We start from the raw sequence: 22754 nt of genomic DNA on the forward strand, positions 1-22754 counted from the left end.
ACCACTCCCACAACGGAGTGACCTCAGGCATACGCATCCAGCAGGCCGCGCATCCGCAGGTTGTGGCTGGAGGTTACCGGGAGATCGGTGCCTTCCAGCTGGCTGCCTGATGCCAAGCCGCTGCCAGCCTCGCCCTTGTCGCTGTCCTGCTGCGGCGTGGATTGCTGGCCCACGTCGGCGTGACTCAGCTGCAGGCCTTGCTCGCCAAGCATTTCGCGCAGGCGCGGCAGGCTGCTTTCCAGGGCGTGACGAACATCGGCATGGGCACTACTGAAGCTGGCATGGACACGGTCACCGTCCAGTTGCAGCTTCACGTCGATCTGGCCCATGTTCTCCGGATTGATGCGGATATGGGCGTGGCCGATCTTCTGCTCCGCCAGCCAACCGACGCGGGCACCGATGGCTTCGTCAAAGTCACCAGAATTCAGGTCGGGGGTAGGTGTGGGCGCGCTGATGCTGCTGGCCGGGGCACTTGCGCGGACTTCCTGCAGTGCCTGGTTATGCAGCAAGGACGCAAATGTGGTGGGTGCCGGGGTATCGGCGTCGAGGTTGAGGGTGCTGGCATCGTCGTTGGTGGGCAAACTGGCCAAGGGCAAGCTCAACTCTGCGGCAGCATCGTCGGCGTTGAGGGTTGCCGGATTAGCGCCGTCAGCGGCGGGAGCAGCTGCCAGGGCAGGAGACAGCGACAAGGGTGGATTGGCCGAAGGCTGTGCTGACCCCTGCTGATTGGCCGCCGCGGCCAAGGCTGCCGATGCCTGCACTGGGGGCTCCGCAGCTTGGGTAACGATTGCCGACAGCCCAAATGGTGGCCACGGTGCATCCTCTGCCGCTGGCTGCTGATCCGCCTTGTCGCCGGTGCTGGCAGCGCTGTCGGTAGCGGGGCGCTGTGGCGCGGTCGCCTCGCTGGCACCGTCCTCACCTTTCGGTTCATTGGCAGGCTTGGGGGCAGTGCTGGCTGGCTTGCTGGCGGCGGATTTCTGCGTCGCTGGCTTGCTGTTGAGCATTGCGTCAAAGCCGCTCTCCGCGGTCTTGTCGGTAGAACTGCCACGTGCATTGCTGCCGACATCGATGCTGCTGGCAGGGGGAGGTGCCGAAGAGAGGACGTTCACTGGCTTTCTCCTTCGCGTTCGGTCCGCTTCAGGCGCGCACGGCGGGCACCGATGTCGTCCATCTCGCGCTGGTCGCGGCGGTCGGCGACCTGCTTCTCCTGGGCGCGGTAGCTGGCGGCCAGCTGTTCCAACACGGCCTTGTCGCGACTGGCCAACAACAAGCGCGCGCGTTCGGCATCGACACGTTCCTGGTTGCTGTCCACGGTCTTGCTCTGCGCTTCGACCGCGTTGTCGAGGCGGTCGAGGAAGGCACGGCGGTTGAGCAGTTGTGCGGCGCTGGTGGTGGCCAGCTGCGCGTTGGCGTATTCCTCGGCGTACTGGCGCAGCTCGGAGAGGCGCGATTGATGCATGTCCAAGGCCTGCTGGCGTTCGGCCAAGGCTTTGGCGACTTCATCTTCGCGGTCCTGCGCGCGGCGCAGCAGTGGATCCAGGCGGCGGCTAGGGCTCATGCGGGCGTCTCACTATCTACCAGTTGGTGCAATGCGTTCAGGCTGTGGCCCAGGTCGGCGGCGTTGTGCACGTCCTGGCCAAGGAATTCCATGATCTCCGGCCACCGATCCAGTGCTTCGTCGGTGAGCGGATCGTTGCCGCGTTGATAGGCGCCGATGGCGATCAGGTCGCGGTTGGCCGTATAGGCCGATACCAGTTGCTTGAGCTTGCGGATGCGCGCGCGCCAGACGTCGTCGGCGATGTCCTGGACCACGCGGCTGACCGAGGATTCGACATCGATGGCCGGGTACAGGCCGCTGTCGGCGACACGGCGTGACAGCAGGATGTGGCCGTCCAGAATCGCCCGGGCGGCGTCGGCAATCGGGTCCTGCGGATCGTCGCCTTCGGTCAGTACGGTATAGAACGCGGTGATCGAACCGCGGCCTTTGGCGCCGTTGCCGGCACGTTCGACCAGGGCAGGCAGCTTGGCGAATACCGACGGTGGGTAGCCGCGGGTCGTGGGCGGTTCGCCGACCGACAGGCCGATCTCGCGCTGGGCCTGGGCGAAGCGGGTCAGCGAATCCATCAGCAGCAGAACGTTCAGCCCCTGGTCGCGGAACCATTCGGCGATGGCGGTGGCGCGATAGGCACCATGCAGGCGTGCCAGCGGCGGTCGGTCGGCCGGGCTGGCGACGACCACGGCGCGGCGCAGGCCTTCCTCGCCCAGGGTGGATTCGACGAAATCGCGTACTTCGCGGCCACGTTCACCGATCAGGCCGACCACGATCACATCGGCGGCGGTGAAGCGGGTCATCATGCCGAGCAGTGTCGACTTGCCGACACCGGAGCCGGCGAACAGGCCCACACGCTGGCCGCGGCCAATCGGCAGCAGCGCGTTGATCGCGCGCACGCCGACGTCCAGTGGCTGGGTGATCGGCTCACGTGCCAGCGGGTTGATCGCGACACCGGCCATGCTGACATTGCCCTCGGCGCGGATTGGGCCCTTGCCGTCGAGCGGGATGCCATCGGAGTCGATGACCCGGCCCAGCAGGCCTTCGCCGACCTCAACGCCACCACGGCGGTAGGAGGGCACGACGCGCGCATTGGGCAGCAGGCCATGCAATTCGGCGCTGGGCATCAGATAGGTACGGTCGCCCGAGAAGCCGACCACCTCGGCATCCACCCAGCCGCCATCGATGATCTCGACCTTGCAGCTGGCGCCCATTGGTGCCTCGCACCCGACGGCTTCCAGGGTGAGGCCAACGGCACGACGCAGGATCCCTTCACGGACCAGACCGTGGCCGCCGCTTGCGTCCAGTGCGATGCCGTCCAGACGTGCCGCCAAGCGCAGGTTGCGTGCGGCTGCCCAGTCGGCGGGGGCGGGCGAAGGCGAGGTATTCATTGTGCAGCACCTGCGCGACGCAACACGGTGGCCAATGCCGCGCGCAGGCGGGCATCCAGGGTGCCATCGACGCGTACCGCTTCGGCGTGCACGCGCAGGTCGCCACGGCTGAGGCTGTGGTCGGGCACCAGGCGCTGGCCGGGAGGCAGGCTCAGCAGGTTGCTGATCGCCGCGATGTCGTCCGGATGCAGCCGAACCTCGACATCACGGTTGGTGCCGCTGACCGTATCCAATGCTTCGTCGATCAGATCCTTCAGCAGGGAAGGATCGGCCTCGTAGGCGCGGCTGATCAGGGCACCGGCAATGCGTACCGACAGTTCCCCGAGCGCGCCGACCACTTCATTCTCCAAACGCACCAGCGGCCGGCTGAAGTTGTCGAGGATGCCTTCGATCTGTGCGGTCAGGCGCCGGACTTCGGCCTGGCCCTGTGCGTATCCGTCGGCATGGCCCTGCTGGAAGCCTTCTTCCTGCGCGGCGTCGCGGATCGCCTGGAGCTCCTCGAGGGTAGGCAGCTGCAACGGCGGCGGCGCCGGCTCGGCAACGATGGTTTCCAGGGCATCCAGATCGATGTCATCCGCCGACGGTGGAACCATCGGGGCGTTGAGATCCGGGGCGTGCCAACGCACGGCGTTGTTCACAGCATGGCCTCCGCGGCGCCGCCCAGGGTGATGGTGCCTTCATCGCCCATGCGCTTGACGATGGCAAGGATTTCGCGCTGTGCACCTTCCACATCGGACAGGCGCACCGGTCCACGGGCCTCCATGTCCTCGAGCAGGATTTCGGCGGCACGCTGGGACATGTTGCGGGTGATCTTGTCGCGCACCTTGATATCGGCGCCGCGCAGGGCAAGACCGAGGCGCTCGCCGCTGACTTCGCGCAGCACCAGCTGCATCTCGCGGTCGTCCAGGTCCACCAGGTCATCGAACACGAACATCAGGTCCTGGATGCGGCTGCCCAGCGGCGAGTCGATGCGGGCGATCTCGGTGAGGATGGCCTGGTCCTGGCCGCCGTCCATGAAGTTGAGGATATTGGCAGCGCACTGCACGCCGCCAATGTTCGACGACTTCAGGTTCTGGTTGCCGGCGAACTGGCGCTCCATGATCTCGTTGAGTTCGTTCAAGGCATTCGGCGGAATGCCATCGAGGGTCGCGATACGCAGCAGCACGTCGACGCGGGTACGCTCGGGCAGCAGCTTCAGTGCTTCGGCGGCCTGGTCGGTTTCCAGGTGGGCCATGACGATGGCAATGATCTGCGGATGCTCGTTGCGTACCAGATCGGCGACCGCGCGCGGGTCCATCCACTTCAATGCATCCAGGCCGGTGGTGTTGCGGCCGAGCAGGATGCGGTCGATCAGGTTGCTGGCTTTCTCATTGCCCAGCGCCTGCACCAGCATGTTGCGGATGTAGTCGTCCGAGCCAACGCTCAGCGAGGTCTTGTTGCCCAGCTCGGCGCCGAAATCATCCATCACCTGCTGCACCTGCTCGCGGGTGACGTCGCTGAGCGTGGCCATGGCGATGCCGATCTTCTGCACTTCCTTCGGTTCCATGTGACGCAGTACTTCGGCCGCATCGGTCTCGCCGAGCGACAGCAGCAGTACGGCGGCACGTTGCACGCCGGTCATCGGCATTGCATCAGTCATTTGACACCCATCCCTTCACTACCTGGGCAACCCGCTTGGAGTCGGTCTTCACTGCTTCACGGGCCATGCGCAGGCGTTCTTCATACGCATCCACCGGCAGCGCCAGGGCGGGCGTGCCGTCCAGGTGCAGGCGGTCGGCGGCGAGCGCCGGCATCTCGGTGCCATCGTCCAGTACCTGCACGTCGGCACTCAGCGGATCTTCCGCACCGGGCAGGGCCTTGGGCGTGCCGGTGATCTGGCGCAGGGCCGGGCGCAGTACGCCGAACAGCAAGGCCAGCACCACGATGGCGCCAAGGACCAGACGCAGTGCATCACGCACCTGTGGGTTCTCCCACCATTTCGGGGCTTCGACCGGGATGGATTCACGCACGAACGGTGCATTCATCACCGACACGGTGTCGCCGCGCTCGGCGTTGAAGCCCACGGCCTGCTTGACCAGTGCTTCGACGCGGGTCAATTCGGCGGCGCTCAGTGGCTGATCGCTGAGCTTGCCGTTGCTGCCGGCACGCGGCACGTGGTCAACCAGCACCGCGACCGAGACGCGATTGACCCGGCCCGGCGGCTGACGGGTGTGCTGCAGGGTGCGGTCCAGTTCGTAGTTGCGGGTTGCGTTCTTGGAGGTTTCGGTTGGCGTCGCTGCGGTGGCCGGTGGAGCGGCGGCCGGCCCGGGCGGGGTGTTGCTGGTGGCACCGGGGATGCCCTGCGGGCCCGCGGTGGTGGTGGTGTTCTCGCTGATCTGCTCGCTGCGGACCTTCTGCGGCTCGGCGTTGTACAGCTCGCGCGCCTCCTCGGTGACCGAGAAATCCATGTCGACGCTGACTTCCGGGTTGACGCGGCCAGCGCCGGTCATCGGCTCCAGCAGTTCCCGGATGCGCTGGTTGTACGAACCCTCCAGACGCCGCACCTGGTCGAACTGGGCAGCGTTGAGTGCGGCTTCGCTGTTCGGATCGGCAATGGTGAGCATGCGACCGCTCTGGTCGACCACGGTCACGCGCTCCGGCGCCAGATCCGGGATGCTGGAGGCCACCATATGCACGATGGCGTCTACCTGGTTGCGTTCCAGCTGCTGGCCGCCACGCAATTCCAGCACCACCGAGGCACTGGCGACGTCACGTTGGCGGGTGAATGCGCTGGGTTTGGGGATGGCCAGGTGCACGCGCGCATCGCGGACCGGACGCAGGCTGCTGATGGTGCGTACCAGCTCGGTTTCCAATGCGTGCTGGTAGCGTGCGTTCTCGACGAACTGGCTGACGCCGAAACCGGGATCGCGTTCCATCATCTCAAAGCCGAGGCGGCCGCTTTCGGTCAGTCCGGAGCCGGCCAGCTTCAGGCGTGCATCGTGCACGTTCTTCTCCGGCACGCTGATCGCGCCAGTGGCGGCGTCCAGTTCGAACGGAATCTGCGCCGAGCGCAACAGATCGGTGGCCTCGGCTGTCGCCTTCTGGTCAAGCCCGGTATACAGCGGCATCATCTGTGGCTTCTGCGCCCAGAAGAACACGAACAAACCGGCTGCGACGGCAACCGTGATCATCGCCATCAGGCCCAGGCGGCGGGTGATCTGCAGGCTCTGCAGACGATCGAACCAGGCCCCAGCCCGTTCCGGATTCAGTGATTCTCTGGACAGCGCGAGTGCCATGCGTGCGGATCCTTACAGCGGCATGTTCATCACGTCCTGGTAAGCCTGGACGAGACGGTTACGGACTTCCACGGTGGCGCGGAACGCCAGCGAGGACTGTTGGGAGGCGACCATGACCTTGGCCAGATCGGCATTGGCATCGCCGCGCTCGAAGGCAGCGGCGAGCTGCCCGGACTTCTGCTGGGCCTCGTTGACGCCCTGGATGGCGCCCTGCAAGGTCTGGCTGAACGAAGGGGCTGCAACGGCATTGCCTTCGGCCAACCCCTGGATCGCGTTGCTGCGCGGCAGGTCACCCTGGGGAGCGGCTTGCCCCACCTGGTTCTGCAGCGTGCGGATCTGGGAGAGAACAGAGGTGATGGAGTGGGACATCGTGCGGGTTTCCGGGCAACGTGTGGGAGAGCTGATGGGACAGCTGCAAGTTGCGTGCCGGAACCGTGAAGGCTTTGATGTTCGTGAATACGTCGTGCTGCACGCGTTGGGTGTCGGAAATCCGACGCTGCCGACGGGTTTTCAGGACGGGCGGGGGTTCTGAGACCCAAATGGAAACGGCCCCCGGAGAACCGGCGGCCGTCGAAAAGGTTGGAGATGCGTTCGGGATCAAGGCAGCCAGGCTGCACGCCAATCATCCAGACCAGCGCCTTCCAGCATCCAGTTGCGGTGGACGATGGTCTTCAATGCATCACCGGCGTTGCGGCGGGCCGCGGCGTCGGCGAGGTGGTCGCGGATGGCGCCGACCCATTCGCGATGGCGGTTACGTACGCGGCTGACGGGCAGGGCAGGGTCCCGGTAGGGACCAACATCGCTGCAGACCACCGGCACCGCGCAGGCGCCGTATTCCAACAGGCGCAGATTGCTCTTGCAGGCGTTGAAAGGATTGTCTTCCAGCGGTGCGATTGCCAGATCAAGCTGCAGTGACGCCAGGGCGCGTGGATATAGCGCGATATCCACCCCTGGATGGAACTCGGCGACATAGGGACGCAGGCGATCCGGGCACATGCCGAAGAACACCCAATCCACCTCCTGCGCCAATTCACTGACGACATCAGCAATCATCTCCAGATCGCCGGTATGGCCCAATCCGCCAGCCCAGCCCACACGTGGTCGTGCACCGTTTTCGCGACGAACGATGGGCAGCTGCTTCCACCAACCCACCGGCAGCCGGTTGGGGGTGATGCGGATATCCGGATGCATGCCGGCAAACGCCTCGGCCATCGCCGGCGTAGACACCACGAAACGGTCCACCAGCCCAAGCGCCTTGCGCAGGCTGCGCAGCACATCGCGCGGCATGTGCTCGCGATGTGCACTTTTGGCAGGCAGGTTGGGCAGGTAGTCGTCCAGCTCGTAGATCTTCAATGCGGACGAATAGCGGCCCATGCGTTGGATACCGTGCAGGTCCTCATCGCTGACGCGCCGCTGCAGGATCACCACATCCGGATCGATGCGTGCCTGTTCGACTGGATCGAGCAGGGTTGAGTACAGGGCACCTTCAATGCGCCCTTCGGACTTGAGGGCCTCGAATGGCTGGATGACGCGGTAGTGGCCGCTGCCCCAGGGATCTGCCGGTTGCGCCAGGACGCGGGGGATTGGCCGCCAGGGCAAGGGTTTCCACGAGAAGTCGGATTCGCCAAGCCGGAAACCACCAACCACGTCCAATCGCAGGCTGGGGTTGTACGCGGGATCGTTTGCGATCTGCGGCAACCAGCGTTCCAGCAAAGCGTCGTTCGCGGTCTCGGTCAACGGAACCGGTTCGTTCGAATGCAGCAACAGTGCATACGGTGTCCATACGGTGAGATAGCCCTGCATGCGCGCTCGCAGGCACAGATCGACGTCTGCGCCTTCGTCGATGAATGCTGCGTGGTCGAAACCGCCCAGTTCGTTGAACAGCGCCTTGCTGATCAACAGGCAGCTGTCGGCAACCGCGGTGTACTGCTGGGCCACCTGCAGCCGGCCCATATAGCCGGGTGCGTCCATTGCTTCGCCGGCGAAGGCACGCCCGCCGCTGGCGCGAAGACCGGGCACCAGTCCCGCATGCGTGACCTTGCCTTCGCCGGAGACGGTCTTTGCCCCGACCACGCCAACCTCCGTGCGCAGTCCGTGATTCAGTAGTTCCTCCAGCCACTGCGGTTGTAGCGCCGCGACCTCGGGGCGCAGGAACAGGAGGAACTCTGCACTGGCCTGCGCTGCGGCAAGGTTGCAGGCAGCGGTGTGTGGCAATGGCGGATCGAAGGTGAAGGCTTGCACGCGGTCGGCGGCCAATGACTCCACCTGTTGCATCCACCGCCGCAGTTCATCGTTGGCGCCGTTGTCTGCCATCAGCAGTTGATAGTTGGCGTAGTGGGTCTTCTCAAGCACTGAAACAACGCAGCGCTCCAGTGCACTGAGCGTCGTGTCCCTTGACACGATCACTACCAGCGAAACAGAAGGCTGCCGGCCATGACCGTAGTCGATCCTGTGCAAGCCGCCTTCGATGGCTTGCACGCTGGCATTGGCGTAGCCGCGTGCCTGCAGATGGGCCAGGATGGTCCGCTGCTGGGCGCGGCTGTCAAAGCGGCCCGCTGTGCTGGTCAACAAAGGTTCCGGTAGATGTTCGATTCCACCGAAGCCGCCTGCATGGACAAGGCGCAGGATCAGGCCCAGCTCTGCAGCATCGCCTGCAGCGGGGTCGAAGCCGCCGACGTCGCGTGCTGCCTGGCACTTGAACACCCAATGCGAGGCCAGGACCGACGGGTTTGCCAGCAACAGGTCCAGATTGAGATCAGGTCGCAACATCGGCACCAAGCTGCCGTCATTGGTGCGTTGCCAACCATCGGCAAAGACCGCGCGTGATTGCGGCTGCGCGGCGAGATGCAGGCGCAGTTGCAGTAGCCCCCCTGGCGTGAACTCATCACCGGCGTTGGCGATCAGCAGCCAGTCCAGGGTATGGTCATTGAGCAGGCTGTTGCGGAAGGCATCCCAAGTCACTGCCGTTGAATCAATCACCTGAACCTGGTCACAGGCCACGCTGGGGCATATCGACGCCACTGTACTTTCGTTGACAACGATCACCCGCAAGGCTTCAGGCATGCCCTCGTTGCCGTGCAGGCTGGCAATACTGCGCTGAATGCTTGCAGTATTTCCGTCCACACTCCGCAATAGCACGCATAGCCTTGGGCGCGCCACGGACTGCTCGATACGCTGCACGCACAGCTGGCGCTGGGCAGGCGAGGGCACCCGCGCGGCGCGCCAGTTGTCAATCACGCTCTCAGGGGTCTGCGCAATCAAGACACCAAGCTGCTTCAGTCGTTCGGCTCGGCCGGTGCGCACGGTTTCCGCGTCAAGATCCGAATGGCGGGCATAGATCTTCCGGTACAAGGCCGGGTAGTGCCCGAAGGCCTGTACCGAACGACGTTCATCGGTATCCGCACGCATCCGTACCTGCGCGGTCTGCTGGCGCACGTGGTTGAAGGGTACCCGTGCTGCCAGACGCAGCAGGAAATCCCAGTCTTCCAGTCCTTGCAGGTGCTCGTCAAAGCCGCCGATGCCTGCAGCAAGCGCGCGCGGCCATGCGAAGGTATTGACCGGGATATAGTTCTCTATCGAAAGCCGCTCGTGCGAGTAGCTTCCGTGCGGGTAGCGGTGCTCTTCGGCCAGGACGAGACGATGCGCTCCCTCGATCCGCTCGGTAATGAAGCATGCATCGCTGTAAACCACTTCACCGGGGTGCCGCTGGATCGCATCGGCGAGTGTCTGCAGGTGCTGGGGCTGATACAGATCGTCATCGTCGAGATAGACCAGATATTGCCCGCGTGCCAGTCGATGTGCCGCGTTTCGCGCTGCAGCTGGCCCGCCGTTGCGGCCAAGTTGCAGATAGGTGAGTGGGAAGTCACGCTCGCCAAGCAGGTGCTCGACGGGCTCGCCACAGTCGTTCACCAGGATCACCTCGAAGTCGCGAAGGCTTTGCGCGCTGATGCTGTTCAAGGCATCAACAAGCAGGGTGGGGCGGTTCCAGGTAGTGAGGACGATGCTGAAGAGTGGCGCCGCGTTGGCTTCAGCCAGCTGCTCCAACTGGCCGATCAGTGCCCGTGCACGGGCCCCGAGTTCGGTGGCACGTTGATCAGGATACAGGGTAAGCCGGCGCTCAATATGCTCGGCCACCGCCCGTTCGTGCCCACGCAACACCTGCTGGGCTTGGCGCTTGAAGACGCCTTCGACAATGGTCAAGTGGTCTTCGAGCGGATTGGTGGATGCATAGAACCGGCTCGAATGCTGCGAGGTATGCAAGCGATAGCTGACGCCAGGAACATCGATGTAGGCGAAGTCGGGGAATCTCTCCGCGATCTGGATCGACATTTCCCAGTCGCCGGCGCCATGGGTGCTGGAAGGACGCCAGGTGTCACGGAGCTGACGGGTACGGTAGACCACTGCTGAAGGTGCGATGTAGCAGTCATGGATCAGCAGGTCAGCGACCTCGTTGCGGCCGCCGACATAGTCCGCAGCCCGGTAGCCGGGATGGCGGGGCTGGTTTACGGTAGCGCCGCTTTCATCGACCCAGCGGATCCCTGTATAGCCGGCAACTACCTGCTTGTTCGCGCACAGCACCGGCATCAGTCGTTGCAGGTGGCCGGGATTGAAGAAGTCGTCGGCCGAGAGGAACGTGCAGTAGGTTCCCCGGGCAAGATTCAAGCCATTGAGCCAGTTGAATCCGGCGCCATAATTGTGTGGATTGCGCATGTAGCGAACGCGCGGATCTGCCGAAAAATCCAGCATGACTGTCGCGGTGTCATCACTGGATGCGTTGTCGAGCACCAGGACTTCCATGTCTTCCAGTCCCTGGTCCAGGACAGACTGCACGCATTGGCGAAGGAACCGGCCGTAGTTGTAGGCAGGGATGATGATGCTCAGCAACGGGCCTTCGCCGCGCCGTTCTGTTGCATCTGCGGCGATCGCCGTGGTGACCCAATTGATCCACGATGGCGCCGAGTGATAGTAGGCATGTACCCCGACGTTGACCTTGGGTATCGCTGCCAGGGCCATGTTCTGGCTATCGCTGTCACCATGAAGACGGAAATCGATGTGGTGCGTGGTGGTGACGACGTTTCCCGCGCGGCCAGGATGGTCGCCAGGCACGAAAATGATCGCAAACAGCTGCTCCTCCGTAAGCTGTACGCGCTCATGTGCCGTCGCCAGAACAAGGTACTTGCTGCTTGAGGCCTGAAGCTGGAACGAAGCCCGACCCGGGCGGGACTGGGCGAACAACAGCGCGGTTCTGATTTCCTGGGCCGGCGTTTCGGTCGTTGGCCGACTGAAGTACAAGCCGTTCGCCACCCCGTATTCGCACAGGGCATCGAGCGGTATTGCCTGATTCAGTGCGCGCAGGTCCTCGTCTGACAGTGCATGACACGTTCCGCTCTGGATGCAGTAGCCCAGCAGGGTGACCTGCAATGGGGCGCCACTGACGCGTCCTCCGGGTAGGGTTGTCCAATCAATCAAGAGTCATCTCCAACACTGCAGCGACGCTGCCTTGCACGTACTGTTCCACCAGTTGCTTCCATGACACGATCAGCGTCTCGGCATCGTGGCGACGCAACATGTGGATGAGTTCATCCTCGTGGTCGCGTTCGGAGCTCAGCACGATTGCCGCGAGCGGCACGTCGTTCTCGGCCAGCCAGCTGGGTGGGACGATGGTGGTGCCCAGCCAATTGCAGCCCTGTCGTGTAACACTGGAGTCGAGGCAGCAGACGACGTGGACACCGGCCTGGCGTGCCTCCTGTACCAGCAAGGCTGACAACAGGACGCTGCCAAGAATGACGATGCGCGAGCCCGGCGCGAAGTTTCGGAACAGGTTTCCACCTTGATGGCGTATACCCGCCCAGCGGTAGAGCCGGTGGATGGATGTCTGCAACGCAGGCTCGGCAGCGGGCATGACCCGAAGCAGCTGCTCAAGCTCACTCTCCGTTCCAGCCGCGGCATGCTGGTGCAGCAGAAGGGCAAGCGGCAGCAACTGGAAACCGGCGCGTGGATTGGCGGCCAGGTCTGCGCTGCCTTGCCGGAACATCCGCTGCAACTGGCGAAGGGCTGGCATGGGCAGCGTGCTGCCAGCGATCTCGGTTACCCGCCTCTGTGCCTTGTAGCGGGCGATCAATGCGTCATACACGGGCACATACTGTTGCTTGTAGTCGGTACGTACGACAAAGCGGCGCAGTGAGACGTAGCCATGCAACACGGCGCCGGTCAGATCGGCATGATTGGTTTCCTGACCCCCGTGCTGGCGATAACGCAGCAGCGGTGCGTTGAGGAACGCTACCGGCGCCTTGAGGTTCATCTGCGCCGGAATGATGTAATCGCCACTGCCTTCGGTAGGCGCACGCTTGCCTGTGCCGAGGGGCAGCCCACGATATACCTTGTGCAGTGATGCCAGCGGTAGCAGCCCGGGGGTGAATATCAGACTGCTGGGCGGGTGCCAATGGCGCTCTTCGGCGGCTTTGGCGATGTATTCGCCACGCGCATAGATCCGGTCCGGACCGGGTGGGGCGAGGTGATCCAGTAGACGCTGGCCGTTCTCGTCCATCGTGCTCTGGTTGGTCCAGATGGCGGCAAGTTCAGGATTGCGATCGAACATGGCCATTTGCCGTTGCAGCATGTCCGCTTCCATGATGTCGTCGTCATGCGTGATCAGCAAGCGCTTGCCACGGGCAATGAGCACGGCACTGGTGCCATTGAAGCTCGCAGGGTGTCCGGGCGCATTGCGCACATAACGCAATCGATCATCCTTGAACCCGAGTACGACCTCGGGCGTGTTGTCCGTGCTGCCATTGTCCATGACCAGCAGTTCGAAGTCCGTGTAGGTCTGTTCGATGATCGCGCGCAGCGCCAACTGCAGGTAGTGCGGACGGTTATAGGTAAGCAGGGCGACGGTAAGGGGAATTGTCATCGATATGCGATCGAGGGCATTTGCGGACCGGAACTGAAGCGATGGTCCTCCGCCCTGGCCCAGGCCGCCATCGCGTCGATCGAGTCTTGCAGGCGGGTCCATGGCGCCAGCCCAAGCGCACGTGCCGCATCGATGGCGGGGACATAGTAGGAACGGGGGCCATCGTTGCGGCCGAGAATATGCAGTGGCGTGCCGGGAGCCAGCCGACGGCGTACCAGCTCGGCGAGCTCGGCAATACTCAGGGAAAGGTCGGATCCAACATTGTAGACCTGCCCGGCATGACCTTCGCCGAGCAGTACCAGCAACCAGACGGCAAGATCAGCACCGTGCAGATAGCTGCGCACCGCGTGTCCGGATGAATTGAGGGTAATGCCGTTACCGCGCAGGGCGTCGCGGACGAAGTTCCCGATCGCGAAATGGCCGTCGAGCGCAATGCCGGGCCCGGAAAAGGCGAAACAGCGCGTCATGACAACGTCAATCGCACTCTGTTGCATGTAGACAGCCGCCAGCGCTTCCTGCATGCGCTTTGATTCGCCGTAGATGTTCCGTGCAAGATGGCTTTCGCATGCCAGCGGCGAGGTTTCCGCGGCCGGTTGCCCCTCCGGGATTGCGCCGTACTGTGCACCGGAGCCGGTAAGCAGGAGTCGCCGGGCGCCGTTCCTTTCCGCATACTCCAGGACCCGCCGCGTGCCATCGACGATGCTGGTGAATATCTCCAGAGGCTTTTCGTGGGCCTGGCTGGAGGTGTCCGTCGCGGCATGCAGAACCATGTCCACGTGGCGGTCGTGTTGGCCGTCCAGCTCGCGGATGTCGCTGGCAATCCAGTGCAGCCAGGGCTGATCAAGATGCTCAGGGTGTGCGGCCAGGAATCGTCCCGGGTCGCGCGATACCACGCTGACGTGTACCTGGGTGCCGGAAGCATTGAGACGGCGCAGCAGAGCGAGCAGCCATTTCCCGAAGAAACCGGTTCCGCCGGTAAGCAGAAGATGCTGGCCGTCCAGCACTGCATGCAGGCGTGGCCACAGCGCGACCGGGAGGCGGTCGAAACTGTCGGTTGCACAAGCAGCCATTGGCGAAGCAGCTGTCATCTGAACGTCTGGATGGTTGGTGATTGCGCCGATGCGGGGAGGGGTGAGCGTGGCTCGGCACCCGGATGCGCTTACAGCCCGCGGTCGAGAATCAGGCTGTGTTGCTCGCGGCTGAACGCGCTTGTCGCTACGGTTGCCAGGGTCAATGCCGCATCGCCATCCAGTGGTTTTGCCAGGGTCAGGCCGGACAGTATTTCTCTGCACGAAAGCTGGCCTTTCAATAGCGGCACCGCCATGTAGAAGTCATTGTCGAACGTCGAAGGTTCCACCACGTAGCCTGCAGGAAGCTCGCGCTTGGCATAGACGCCGCGGACCAGATTGTCGAGATAGCTGATCTCGCGGTTTGGCAGCTTGCGTCGCTGTGCGGTGGAGCCACCGCACATCTCACGCGCCTTGTGGTAAGCCGCGAACCACTCGGCGGCTTGATGGGGCAGCGTGCAGTAGGAGGAAACTGGAATGCCATCGGCTTCGATGTCGATATGACGTTCCCAGGTGCGTGCGCCCTTGGCATAGGACATGAGCATCGAGCTGCTCCAGTCATGGTACTCATGGGTGGACAGGCCAATCACATGGGCCGGGTAGCGGTTGCGGAGGTAGTCGATCTGGTTAAGCTCCAGTTCGCCATCCTCGGACGGATACAGCGATACGCAATGATTGATGGCCAGCGGAATTCCGCGCTCGCTGAACTGGCGCACCACCCGATCAATCGTCTGCTCGTTGGCGCCCCCGGTGGAGATGATGGTCGGGCGGCCGGTCTTGACGATGCGTTCGATCAGCGAATGGTCGCCAAGATCTGAACTGGCGACCTTGATGATCGGAAAATCGAGTGCTTCACACAATTCAACCGAACGCTCGTCAAACGGGGTGGCCATTGCGATGCAACCGCTGGCCTTGATGACTTCCACCAGGATCTCGAACTCCGGTATGGAGAGCTTGGTGTCCATGGTCTTTTTCACGTAGCGGATGTCGCTGCGTGTTTTGTAGTCCTTGTGCACAAAGGCATCGACGTCGCGGAACTGCAGTTTGATTGCCGCGCGCACATTGCCTGCACGGACTACCTCGGAAAACTGCCTGACAATCTCAAGTCCACGCGCAAGATTGCCCCAATGGTTGTTTGCCAGTTCCAGGACAAACAGATCTTCGAAGAATTTATTGGTGGTTTGCATGATGCAGGTTCTGATAGGGGAGAGGTGGTTGCCGGGCTCAGGCGTTGTAGGCGTAGAAAACCGCATCGAAGCTGTTGGCGCAATGCAGTCTGAGCTTGATCGTATAGTCGGGATTGATTGCGTGAATCAGCGTTGGGATGCGCCACAGATCGTCCCAGCGGTGGTAGCCGGCGATTGCGAGAAAGGGTTTGCAGGTGGCGACAAGCTCGCGGGCACCGTGCAAGGCTTCTATCTCGCATCCTTCGATATCCAGCTTGATGAAATCCACCTGCTGCCTGGAAAGGATGCTGTCGATAGCCACTACCTGTATCTGGCTGTCACCGCTGCCATCCACTGCGCAGCCCGCGCCGTTGTCGGAACGGAAACGCAGGAAGCGAACCGCATCGGAGATTCCCAGAGGAAACAGTGTTGCGGCGACGTCGATGGCAGCAACACGCGCGGCGAGCTTCTGGAAGTTTTCAGGGTCCGGCTCGAACGCAAGAACCTGCCGCGGCGAAAGATGCTGCACCGCCAGGCTGACGGTATCGCCATCAAACGCGCCGCCGTCGAGATAGATGCCGGTATTCTGCGGCAGCACGAGCTGCAGGTCGGCAGGGAAATATTGCGGGCCGGCGGAACGTGGAAGCGCCTGATCCAGCTCATTGGCGCGCCTGAAATCCAGGATGGCATCGAATACCATGGTGCTTTCGGTATCGGCCAACAGTTTGCGTCCGTGCGCAATGGCGTCTTGCTGCGCCGCATAGGCGTGCAACGGCGCAAGCCAGTAGCGCCAACCCATCTGCGCTTCTACCAGGGCGTAGTACTGCTGCGGAACCAGGACGCGACTGAAGCCGGCGGACATGCATTGACGACGCAACTTGACGAGATCCGAATCGTCGCCGTGGTTGAAAATGCCAATCCAGACCTCGTGAGCCAGCAACGCTTGCGGGAGTTGCGCAAGTACATGCACGGGCAGTCCGCGGTGCTGGCTCGCTGCAACGTTGCTGCTGATGAACGCATGTACGCTTACACCCAGTTGCTGGCACGCCTCATGGAGCTGGCTGGCCATGCCGCCGGTGCCCATGATGACGATGCCGTCGCGCTGCGCGTGTGCGAGCGCGGCCTGGTCCGCGGGCGGGAGCGTTGAAGCCTGCGGGTTCATGGTTGCGCTGCCTGGCGGATTGCGGCGGCTTGTGCACGGATCTCCTGCAGTTGCTCCACGTCCAGGAACGGGAACATGTCGTCAAGCTCCGGTGTGTGGAAAGCGCCGCTGGCGTCGCGACGCGATTTGATCCGCGGTTCGAACTCCTGCCTTGGGTCAACATGCACGTGCAGGAGCATGGGGCCGTCGTCGACGAGCGCGGAATCCAGTACCGGCAGTTGCTCGGGTTCATGTACTGCCATCGTACGGATGCCGTAGGCGGCAGCGAGGCGTGTGTAGTCGGGAAACTCGACGCCGCTCTGCGCGGTGGCGCCCACCACGGTGCCGAAGAAGTTCTCGTGGGTCTGACGGATCGACAGATAGCCCTGGTTGTCGAGCACGACGATCACCACATTCAGGCCCAGCGTGCGCAGGGTCTGCAGTTCCTGCACGTTCATCTGCAGGCTGCCGTCGCCAGCGAAGCAGATCACCCGGCGCTCGGGTGCCGCCAGTGCGGCGCCGATTGCGGCCGGTAGGTCATAGCCCATCGAAGCCGAGCCGGAATTGCTGAACATGCGTTGCTGCGCCTGCAGCTTGCCTACCTGGAAGGGCAGGATGCAGGCCGAGGCGTTGCCACAGACCACGATGTCGTCGGCACGTAGCTGCTGGAAGATGCGCTCGACCAAGGCGTAGGGATTGATCGAAGGCGACTGCTGCTGGGCAGGGGTGATTGCAGGGAAGCGCGAGCGCAGGCCGCGCAGCCAGCTGGCCCACGGTGCATAGTCCGGCAATACGGTGCCTTCAAGTTCGGCCTGCAGGGTGGACAGGAAGGTGCCTGCGTCGGTGTTGACGCGCAGGTCCGTGCGCAGGCTGGGCTTGTCCAGTTCGGTCTGGTCGATGTCGACATGCACGGTATAGGCGCGAGCAGCGAACGCCTCCCAGTTGTAGCTGGTCTGGCGGATGTTCAAACGTGAGCCGATGGTGATCACCAGGTCTGCGTTCTGCACCGCGAAGTTGCCGGGACGGGTGCCGATGGTGCCGGGCCGTCCGGCGAACAAGGGGTGGTCGCTGGCAATCAGGTCGTGGGTCCATGCGGTGGCCACGGGGATGCCATGGCGTTCGGCGAAGGCAAGCAACGCGGCTTCGGCGGCACCGAGCCTTACGCCGGTGCCCGCCAAAATGAGCGGGCGGTGCGCGGCGAGCAGGCGTTCGGCAATGTGCCTGCAGTCGTCGCGTAGCTGGGCGGACGGCAGTGCTGCACCGTCATTGGCGATTGCCGGGAAGGTCAGGTCAGCGACCGTACCTTGCAGGTCCAGCGGGATGTCCAGCCAGACCGGGCCAGGCCGACCCTGGCTGGCGAGCGCGAATGCATGCGGCAGTTCCGTCTCGAGCTCGGCGAGGTCGCCGATGGCCACGGCGCGTTTGCAGACAGGCGAGGCCATCGCCACGATCGGCGCCTCCTGGTCGCCCAGCTGGCGCAGGCCTGCGATCGGCCGGTGATCCAAGGCCGTTTCGCGCTTTACCTGGCCAGACAGGACCAGCATGGGAATGGAATCGGTGAACGCGCCAAACACGCCATTCAGTGCATTGATGCCGCCAGGCCCGGTGGTCACGTTGACCACGGCGGGCTTGCCCGCAACGCGTGCATAGCCCTCGGCTGCCATCGCACAGGCCTGTTCATGGTGCATGTATGCGCAGCGCAGCCGCGGATTTGTTCCCAGTGCCTGGTTCAGGAACATAGCACCACCGCCGGTGACAGCGAACACCTGCTCCACGCCCTGATCTGCCAACCAGTCGGCAACCTGCATGGACACCGTGGGCTTCTGCGCACCGTTCATGGTTGCACGTCCAGCTGGGCGTGCGCGTTGACCAGCGTGTTGCTGATGTCGACGTGAAGTGAGGTGGGGGCTGCTCCAACGATGTCCATGGATATTCCTGCGGATGACTGGTTCTCGGGTGTCGGGCCTGGCCTGCAGTCCGACAGGTGGTGCAGGGCCGGAGAGCAGGTCAACTCGTCTTTGCGCCAGGTGACGTTGTCACGGATCACCCTTGCGGGATTGCCAGCAAGAACCGTGCCCCGGCTGAACTTGCCCGCGCTCACCGCGCGTGCGCCAACGATGCAGTCGTCGCCGATCTGGCAGCCGCCGAGCAGGAAGGCCTGGTAGCCAATCCAGACGTGATTGCCGATCCGGATGTGCTTGCCTCGATTGATGCGTTCGCCGTTGCGGGCGTCAAAGATCGGGTGCGAGTCAGTCTGCTGGAGGTGCACCTGCACCGAGACCATGCAGTCATCGCCCAGCGTGATTTCGCCTTCATGGACATCGGCGTTCAGGGCTTCGAAGGTGCAGCGCGCACCGCTCTGGAAGCGCGCGTTGTTGCTGGCGGTCAAGCTGAAGCCGCCGGCCATCCAGGTTCCCGCCCCCAAGGCAACGCGGGAGCCATCACCCAGGAAGGTGATCTTGTTGCTGCCGTTGAAATGGCAGCCTGCGCCGATTCGCAGGCTGTTGTCGCGTGCCATCAATGGCTGCCGTCCATCCTTGCCATCGCGTCCGAAGCGGACGCTCAGCCTGGGCGGAATCTCGCCGTCCCAGGTGATGCTGTTGCCATACGCGTCCGAGTAGGGCGCTGCCAACGAGGCCACATCGATGACCGGGTAGATATCCGCGTGCACGCCACGGATGTCGTCCAGCAGGCAATGCGCAACGCCAAGTGCGGTCAGTTGCGCGCTTATCTCCGGATAGAAGGTACGAGAGGTGGTGACAATGACGAAGGGGCGATCCAGCGTGCGCAGCAGGTGCGGCGCCACGTACTGGTAGCGGGGGTATCGCTGCGCGGCTTCGGGACGGTTGTCGGTGATATGGGCAGGCGCGAAATTGGCAACAAGCCAGGGCTCGACCATCTGCAGCATGTTGCCTGCACCCATGACCACGACGGTGCCCGCTTGGCGGATCTGTTCGCGCGGAATGCTGCTCGCGGGGATAGGGGCGACGTAGCTCACGCCGATACCCTGGCACGCGTCGGGATGGCCGCGCCGGCCAGACCGCTCTCGATGCAGCTGGCGGCGTGCTCAAGCTGGTCTTCGCTCAGCCCCGGCCACAGGCCGATCCAGAAGGTGTCCTTCATCACCTTGTCGGTCACCGGCAAGTCGCCGCTGACCCGGTAGTTCTGGCCCTGCATGTAAGGCTGGCGGGTCAGGTTGCCGGCAAACAGCAGGCGGGTGCCGATCTTGTGGCTGTCCAGGTGACGCAACAGGTCTTCGCGCACTACGCCGCTGCCATCACGCAGGGTGATCGGGAAGCCGAACCACGATGGGTCGCTGCCGGGCGTAGCGTGCGGAAGAATCAGCTGATCGGTGCTGCCGGACAGGCGCTGATGCAGCCAGCCGAAGTTGCGCCTGCGCGCGGCGATGAAGCCTTCCAGGCGGTCCATCTGTGCCAACGCACAGGCGGCCTGCATATCGGTGATCTTCAGGTTGTAGCCGAGGTGTGAGTAGGTGTACTTGTGGTCGTAGCCTTCAGGCAGCCCGCCTAGCTGCCAGTCAAAGCGCTGCCCGCAGGTGTTGTCGGTGCCCGGCGCGCAGTAGCAGTCGCGGCCCCAGTCGCGGAATGATTCGATGATGCGCTTCAGCCGCGGCGAGCTGGTGAACACTGCGCCACCCTCGCCCATGGTGATGTGGTGGGCCGGGTAGAAGCTCAGCGTGCCGATGTCGCCAAAGCTGCCAACCAGTTTGCCGTTGTAGGTGGAGCCGAGCGCGTCGCAGCAGTCTTCGATCAACCACAGACCATGGCGGTCGCACAGCTCGCGCACCACGCCCAGGTTGAACGGATTGCCCAGGGTGTGGGCAAGCATGATCGCGCGGGTACGCGGGGTGATCGCCGCTTCGATCAGCTCGGCATTGACGTTGTAGGTGCCCAGCTCGACGTCCACGAACACCGGTACCGCGCCGCACTGGAGGATCGGGTTTACCGTGGTCGGGAAGCCGGCGGCAACGCCGATGACTTCATCGCCCTTGCCAATGGCGCGCTCGCCCAGGCGCGGTGATGTCAATGTCGAGAATGCCAGCAGGTTGGCCGAGGAGCCCGAGTTGGTAGTCAGCACATTGCGCATGCCGAGGTAGCGCGCCAGCTTCTTCTCGAAAGCGTCGTTGAAGCGGCCGGTGGTCAACCAGCCATCCAGCACCGCCTCCATCATCGACTTCAGCTCGGTGCCACCGATCACCTTGCCCGACGGTGCAACCGTGCTGCTGCCGGGGACAAACGGCGAAGGCGCAAGGTAGCGGTCGGCGTATTGCCCGACCAGTTCGGCAATCTGATGGCGTAGCTGGAGTTCGTCGTGGTTCATCGCGTGCTGTTCTGGAAATCTTCGATCTGGATGAGGGTATGGCGCTGCATGTCTTCGCCGGCCTGCCATGCCTGATGCCAGCGCACGGTCTGCGCCAGGGCCTGCGACAACGACCAGGTTGGCTTCCATGCAAGCAAGTGCCGTGCCTTGGCCGAATCCAGCGCCAGCAAGCCGGCTTCGTGCGGTTGTGCCGCGGTCCCAAGCTGCCAGCGCGCTTCGCCGGGCCAGAGCTGGGCCAGTTGCTCCACGACCGTGCCGACACTGGCGACATCCGCCATATCCGGGCCAAAGTTCCACGCCGAATCCGCACCTTCCCGGTGCTGCAGCAAGGCCTGGGCCAACAACAGATAGCCGTGCAGGGGTTCAAGCACGTGCTGCCAGGGACGGGTCGCACCGGGATAGCGCAGGGTGACAGGTTGCTGTTGCTGCCATTGGCGCAGGACATCGGGCAACAGGCGTTCTGGCGACCAGTCGCCGCCGCCGATGACGTTTCCAGCGCGGGCGGTGGCCAACGCGACCCCTTGGGCCTTCAGATAGGACGCGCGCCAGGAAGCACACAGCAGCTCGACGGCCGCCTTGCTGCTGCTGTAGGGGTCGTGGCCGCCCAGCGGATCCTGCTCACGGTAGGGCCAGACCCATTCGCGGTTGTCATAGCACTTGTCGGTGGTGACCACCACGACGGCGCGGACGCTGTCGCATTGACGCACGGCTTCCAGCAGATTGAGCGTGCCGGTGACATTGGTCGACCAGGTATCCACCGGCGCGCGGTAGGATTCGCGCACCAGCGGCTGCGCGGCAAGGTGCAGGATCAGCTCCGGCTGCTGTGCGTGCAGTGCTGCAGCCAGGCGCTGCGGATCACGGATGTCAGCCAGCTCGCCAGCGATCAGTTGGTCAAGGCGGGCTGCTTGCCACAATGAATCACCGCGCGGGGCGGGCAGGGCATAGCCCTGCACCTGCGCCCCCATATGCTGCAGCCACAGTGCCAGCCAGCCACCCTTGAAGCCGGTGTGACCGGTGAGCAGTACGCGGCGGCCGCGCCAGAACTCCGGGGTTACTGCCACAGCTTCCACTCCGCCTTGCCCTGCGACCAGCGCTCCTCCAGCAGGGTCTTGTCACGCAAGGTATCCATCGGCTGCCAGAAACCATGATGCAGGAAAGACATCAGCTGGCTGTCCTCGGCCAGCTGCCGCATCGGCTCCTGTTCCCATGTGGTCGCATCGCCCTGGATGTAGTCGAACACACCCGGCTCCAGCACGAAGAAGCCCCCGTTGATCCAGGCGCCATCGCCCAATGGCTTTTCCTTGAAGCCGCCGACCTGCGTACCGCTGATGGCCAAGGCACCAAAGCGACCGGGAGGCTGTACCGCGGTCACCGTTGCCAGGCGGCCGTGACCGCGATGGAAATCGACCAGAGCGGCAAGATCGATGTCGGCGACGCCGTCGCCGTAGGTAAGGCAGAACGTGTCGTCGCCAAGGTAGTCGCGTGCGCGCTTCAAACGTCCGCCGGTAGCGGTACTGTCACCGGTATCGACCAGCGTCACCCGCCAGGGCTCGGCGTGGCGGTTGTGGATCTGCATGCGGTTCTCGGCCATGTCGAAGGTGACATCGGACATGTGCAGGAAGTAGTTGGCGAAGTACTCCTTGATCACATAGCCCTTGTAGCCAAGGCACACCACGAAATCGGTGATGCCGAAGTGGGTGTAGAGCTTCATGATGTGCCAGATGATCGGCTTGCCACCGATCTCGATCATCGGCTTGGGACGCAGGTGGGATTCCTCGCTGATGCGGGTACCCAGGCCTCCGGCAAGGATGACGGCTTTCATTCCAGTAACGGCAGGCTTCATGTGCGGGCGCGGCGATGAGTGACAGGGCGGAAGGTGCAAGATTCGTGCCGTGGAAGAGGCAGCCAGCATCA

18 protein-coding genes are annotated in these 22754 nt (G+C 63.6%); 1 reads left to right on the forward strand and 17 read right to left on the reverse strand.

The window, feature by feature from the left end; genetic code table 11:
* Positions 1 to 23: 23 nt before the first annotated feature.
* The 7 genes from AC1VXC_RS07425 to fliE are packed head-to-tail and all read right to left on the reverse strand — an operon-like array spanning position 24 to position 6584.
* A complete protein-coding gene (locus AC1VXC_RS07425; RefSeq protein WP_481539643.1) occupies positions 24 to 1109 on the reverse strand; it encodes a flagellar hook-length control protein FliK in 1086 nt (361 codons plus the stop codon).
* On the reverse strand, positions 1106 to 1558 hold the full coding sequence (gene fliJ / locus AC1VXC_RS07430) for a flagellar export protein FliJ (protein WP_481539644.1): 453 nt from the start codon (positions 1556 to 1558) through the stop codon (positions 1106 to 1108). The genes AC1VXC_RS07425 and fliJ overlap by 4 nt, the downstream gene beginning before the upstream one ends.
* The gene (gene fliI, locus AC1VXC_RS07435; protein WP_313172138.1) at positions 1555 to 2940 is read right to left on the reverse strand and encodes a flagellar protein export ATPase FliI; all 1386 of its coding nucleotides are present in this window, start codon (positions 2938 to 2940) and stop codon (positions 1555 to 1557) included. Before fliI ends, fliJ begins: the two co-directional genes overlap by 4 nt.
* The gene (locus AC1VXC_RS07440; RefSeq protein ID WP_313172137.1) at positions 2937 to 3578 is read right to left on the reverse strand and encodes a FliH/SctL family protein; all 642 of its coding nucleotides are present in this window, start codon (positions 3576 to 3578) and stop codon (positions 2937 to 2939) included. Before AC1VXC_RS07440 ends, fliI begins: the two co-directional genes overlap by 4 nt.
* On the reverse strand, positions 3575 to 4561 hold the full coding sequence (gene fliG / locus AC1VXC_RS07445) for a flagellar motor switch protein FliG (RefSeq protein WP_062171551.1): 987 nt from the start codon (positions 4559 to 4561) through the stop codon (positions 3575 to 3577). Before fliG ends, AC1VXC_RS07440 begins: the two co-directional genes overlap by 4 nt.
* Before the next feature lie 10 nt (positions 4562 to 4571).
* Positions 4572 to 6215: a flagellar basal-body MS-ring/collar protein FliF gene (gene fliF / locus AC1VXC_RS07450; RefSeq protein ID WP_313172135.1), complete on the reverse strand. Its 1644-nt coding sequence runs from the start codon at positions 6213 to 6215 to the stop codon at positions 4572 to 4574.
* 12 nt (positions 6216 to 6227) lie between these two features.
* A complete protein-coding gene (gene fliE / locus AC1VXC_RS07455) occupies positions 6228 to 6584 on the reverse strand; it encodes a flagellar hook-basal body complex protein FliE (RefSeq protein WP_313172133.1) in 357 nt (118 codons plus the stop codon).
* Between fliE and AC1VXC_RS07460 the strand changes: the two genes are divergently transcribed.
* The gene (locus AC1VXC_RS07460) at positions 6571 to 6747 is read left to right on the forward strand and encodes a hypothetical protein (RefSeq protein WP_481539645.1); all 177 of its coding nucleotides are present in this window, start codon (positions 6571 to 6573) and stop codon (positions 6745 to 6747) included. The two genes, fliE and AC1VXC_RS07460, sit on opposite strands and share 14 nt — an antisense overlap.
* 65 nt (positions 6748 to 6812) lie before the next feature.
* Here AC1VXC_RS07460 and AC1VXC_RS07465 read toward each other — a convergent pair whose 3' ends face one another.
* From AC1VXC_RS07465 to rfbF, 10 genes are all read right to left on the reverse strand, one after another.
* Entirely contained in the window at positions 6813 to 11684 is a 4872-nt protein-coding gene (locus AC1VXC_RS07465) for a glycosyltransferase (RefSeq protein ID WP_481538947.1), read from the reverse strand.
* A complete protein-coding gene (locus AC1VXC_RS07470) occupies positions 11677 to 13125 on the reverse strand; it encodes a glycosyltransferase family A protein (protein ID WP_481538948.1) in 1449 nt (482 codons plus the stop codon). Before AC1VXC_RS07470 ends, AC1VXC_RS07465 begins: the two co-directional genes overlap by 8 nt.
* Positions 13122 to 14213, reverse strand: a complete 1092-nt coding sequence (locus tag AC1VXC_RS07475; protein ID WP_481538949.1) for an NAD-dependent epimerase/dehydratase family protein — start codon at positions 14211 to 14213, stop codon at positions 13122 to 13124. The genes AC1VXC_RS07470 and AC1VXC_RS07475 overlap by 4 nt, the downstream gene beginning before the upstream one ends.
* Before the next feature lie 71 nt (positions 14214 to 14284).
* Entirely contained in the window at positions 14285 to 15379 is a 1095-nt protein-coding gene (locus tag AC1VXC_RS07480; RefSeq protein ID WP_481538950.1) for an N-acetylneuraminate synthase family protein, read from the reverse strand.
* 37 nt (positions 15380 to 15416) lie between these two features.
* Positions 15417 to 16520 (reverse strand): FkbM family methyltransferase, encoded by a 1104-nt coding sequence (locus AC1VXC_RS07485; RefSeq protein WP_313172122.1) that lies wholly within the window; start codon positions 16518 to 16520, stop codon positions 15417 to 15419.
* The gene (locus AC1VXC_RS07490) at positions 16517 to 18337 is read right to left on the reverse strand and encodes a thiamine pyrophosphate-binding protein (RefSeq protein ID WP_481538951.1); all 1821 of its coding nucleotides are present in this window, start codon (positions 18335 to 18337) and stop codon (positions 16517 to 16519) included. Before AC1VXC_RS07490 ends, AC1VXC_RS07485 begins: the two co-directional genes overlap by 4 nt.
* Entirely contained in the window at positions 18334 to 19497 is a 1164-nt protein-coding gene (locus AC1VXC_RS07495) for an acyltransferase (RefSeq protein ID WP_481526764.1), read from the reverse strand. The genes AC1VXC_RS07490 and AC1VXC_RS07495 overlap by 4 nt, the downstream gene beginning before the upstream one ends.
* Entirely contained in the window at positions 19494 to 20840 is a 1347-nt protein-coding gene (gene rfbH, locus AC1VXC_RS07500; RefSeq protein ID WP_313492818.1) for a lipopolysaccharide biosynthesis protein RfbH, read from the reverse strand. Before rfbH ends, AC1VXC_RS07495 begins: the two co-directional genes overlap by 4 nt.
* Positions 20837 to 21901 carry a CDP-glucose 4,6-dehydratase gene (gene rfbG, locus AC1VXC_RS07505; RefSeq protein ID WP_481538952.1) on the reverse strand — a complete coding sequence of 355 codons (1065 nt, stop codon included), beginning with the start codon at positions 21899 to 21901 and terminating at the stop codon, positions 20837 to 20839. The genes rfbH and rfbG overlap by 4 nt, the downstream gene beginning before the upstream one ends.
* Complete coding sequence (gene rfbF / locus AC1VXC_RS07510) at positions 21892 to 22662, reverse strand: glucose-1-phosphate cytidylyltransferase (protein WP_313492820.1); 771 nt, start codon at positions 22660 to 22662, stop codon at positions 21892 to 21894. The genes rfbG and rfbF overlap by 10 nt, the downstream gene beginning before the upstream one ends.
* Positions 22663 to 22754 lie beyond the last annotated feature (92 nt).

The organism is Stenotrophomonas sp. STEN033 (assembly GCF_056856655.1).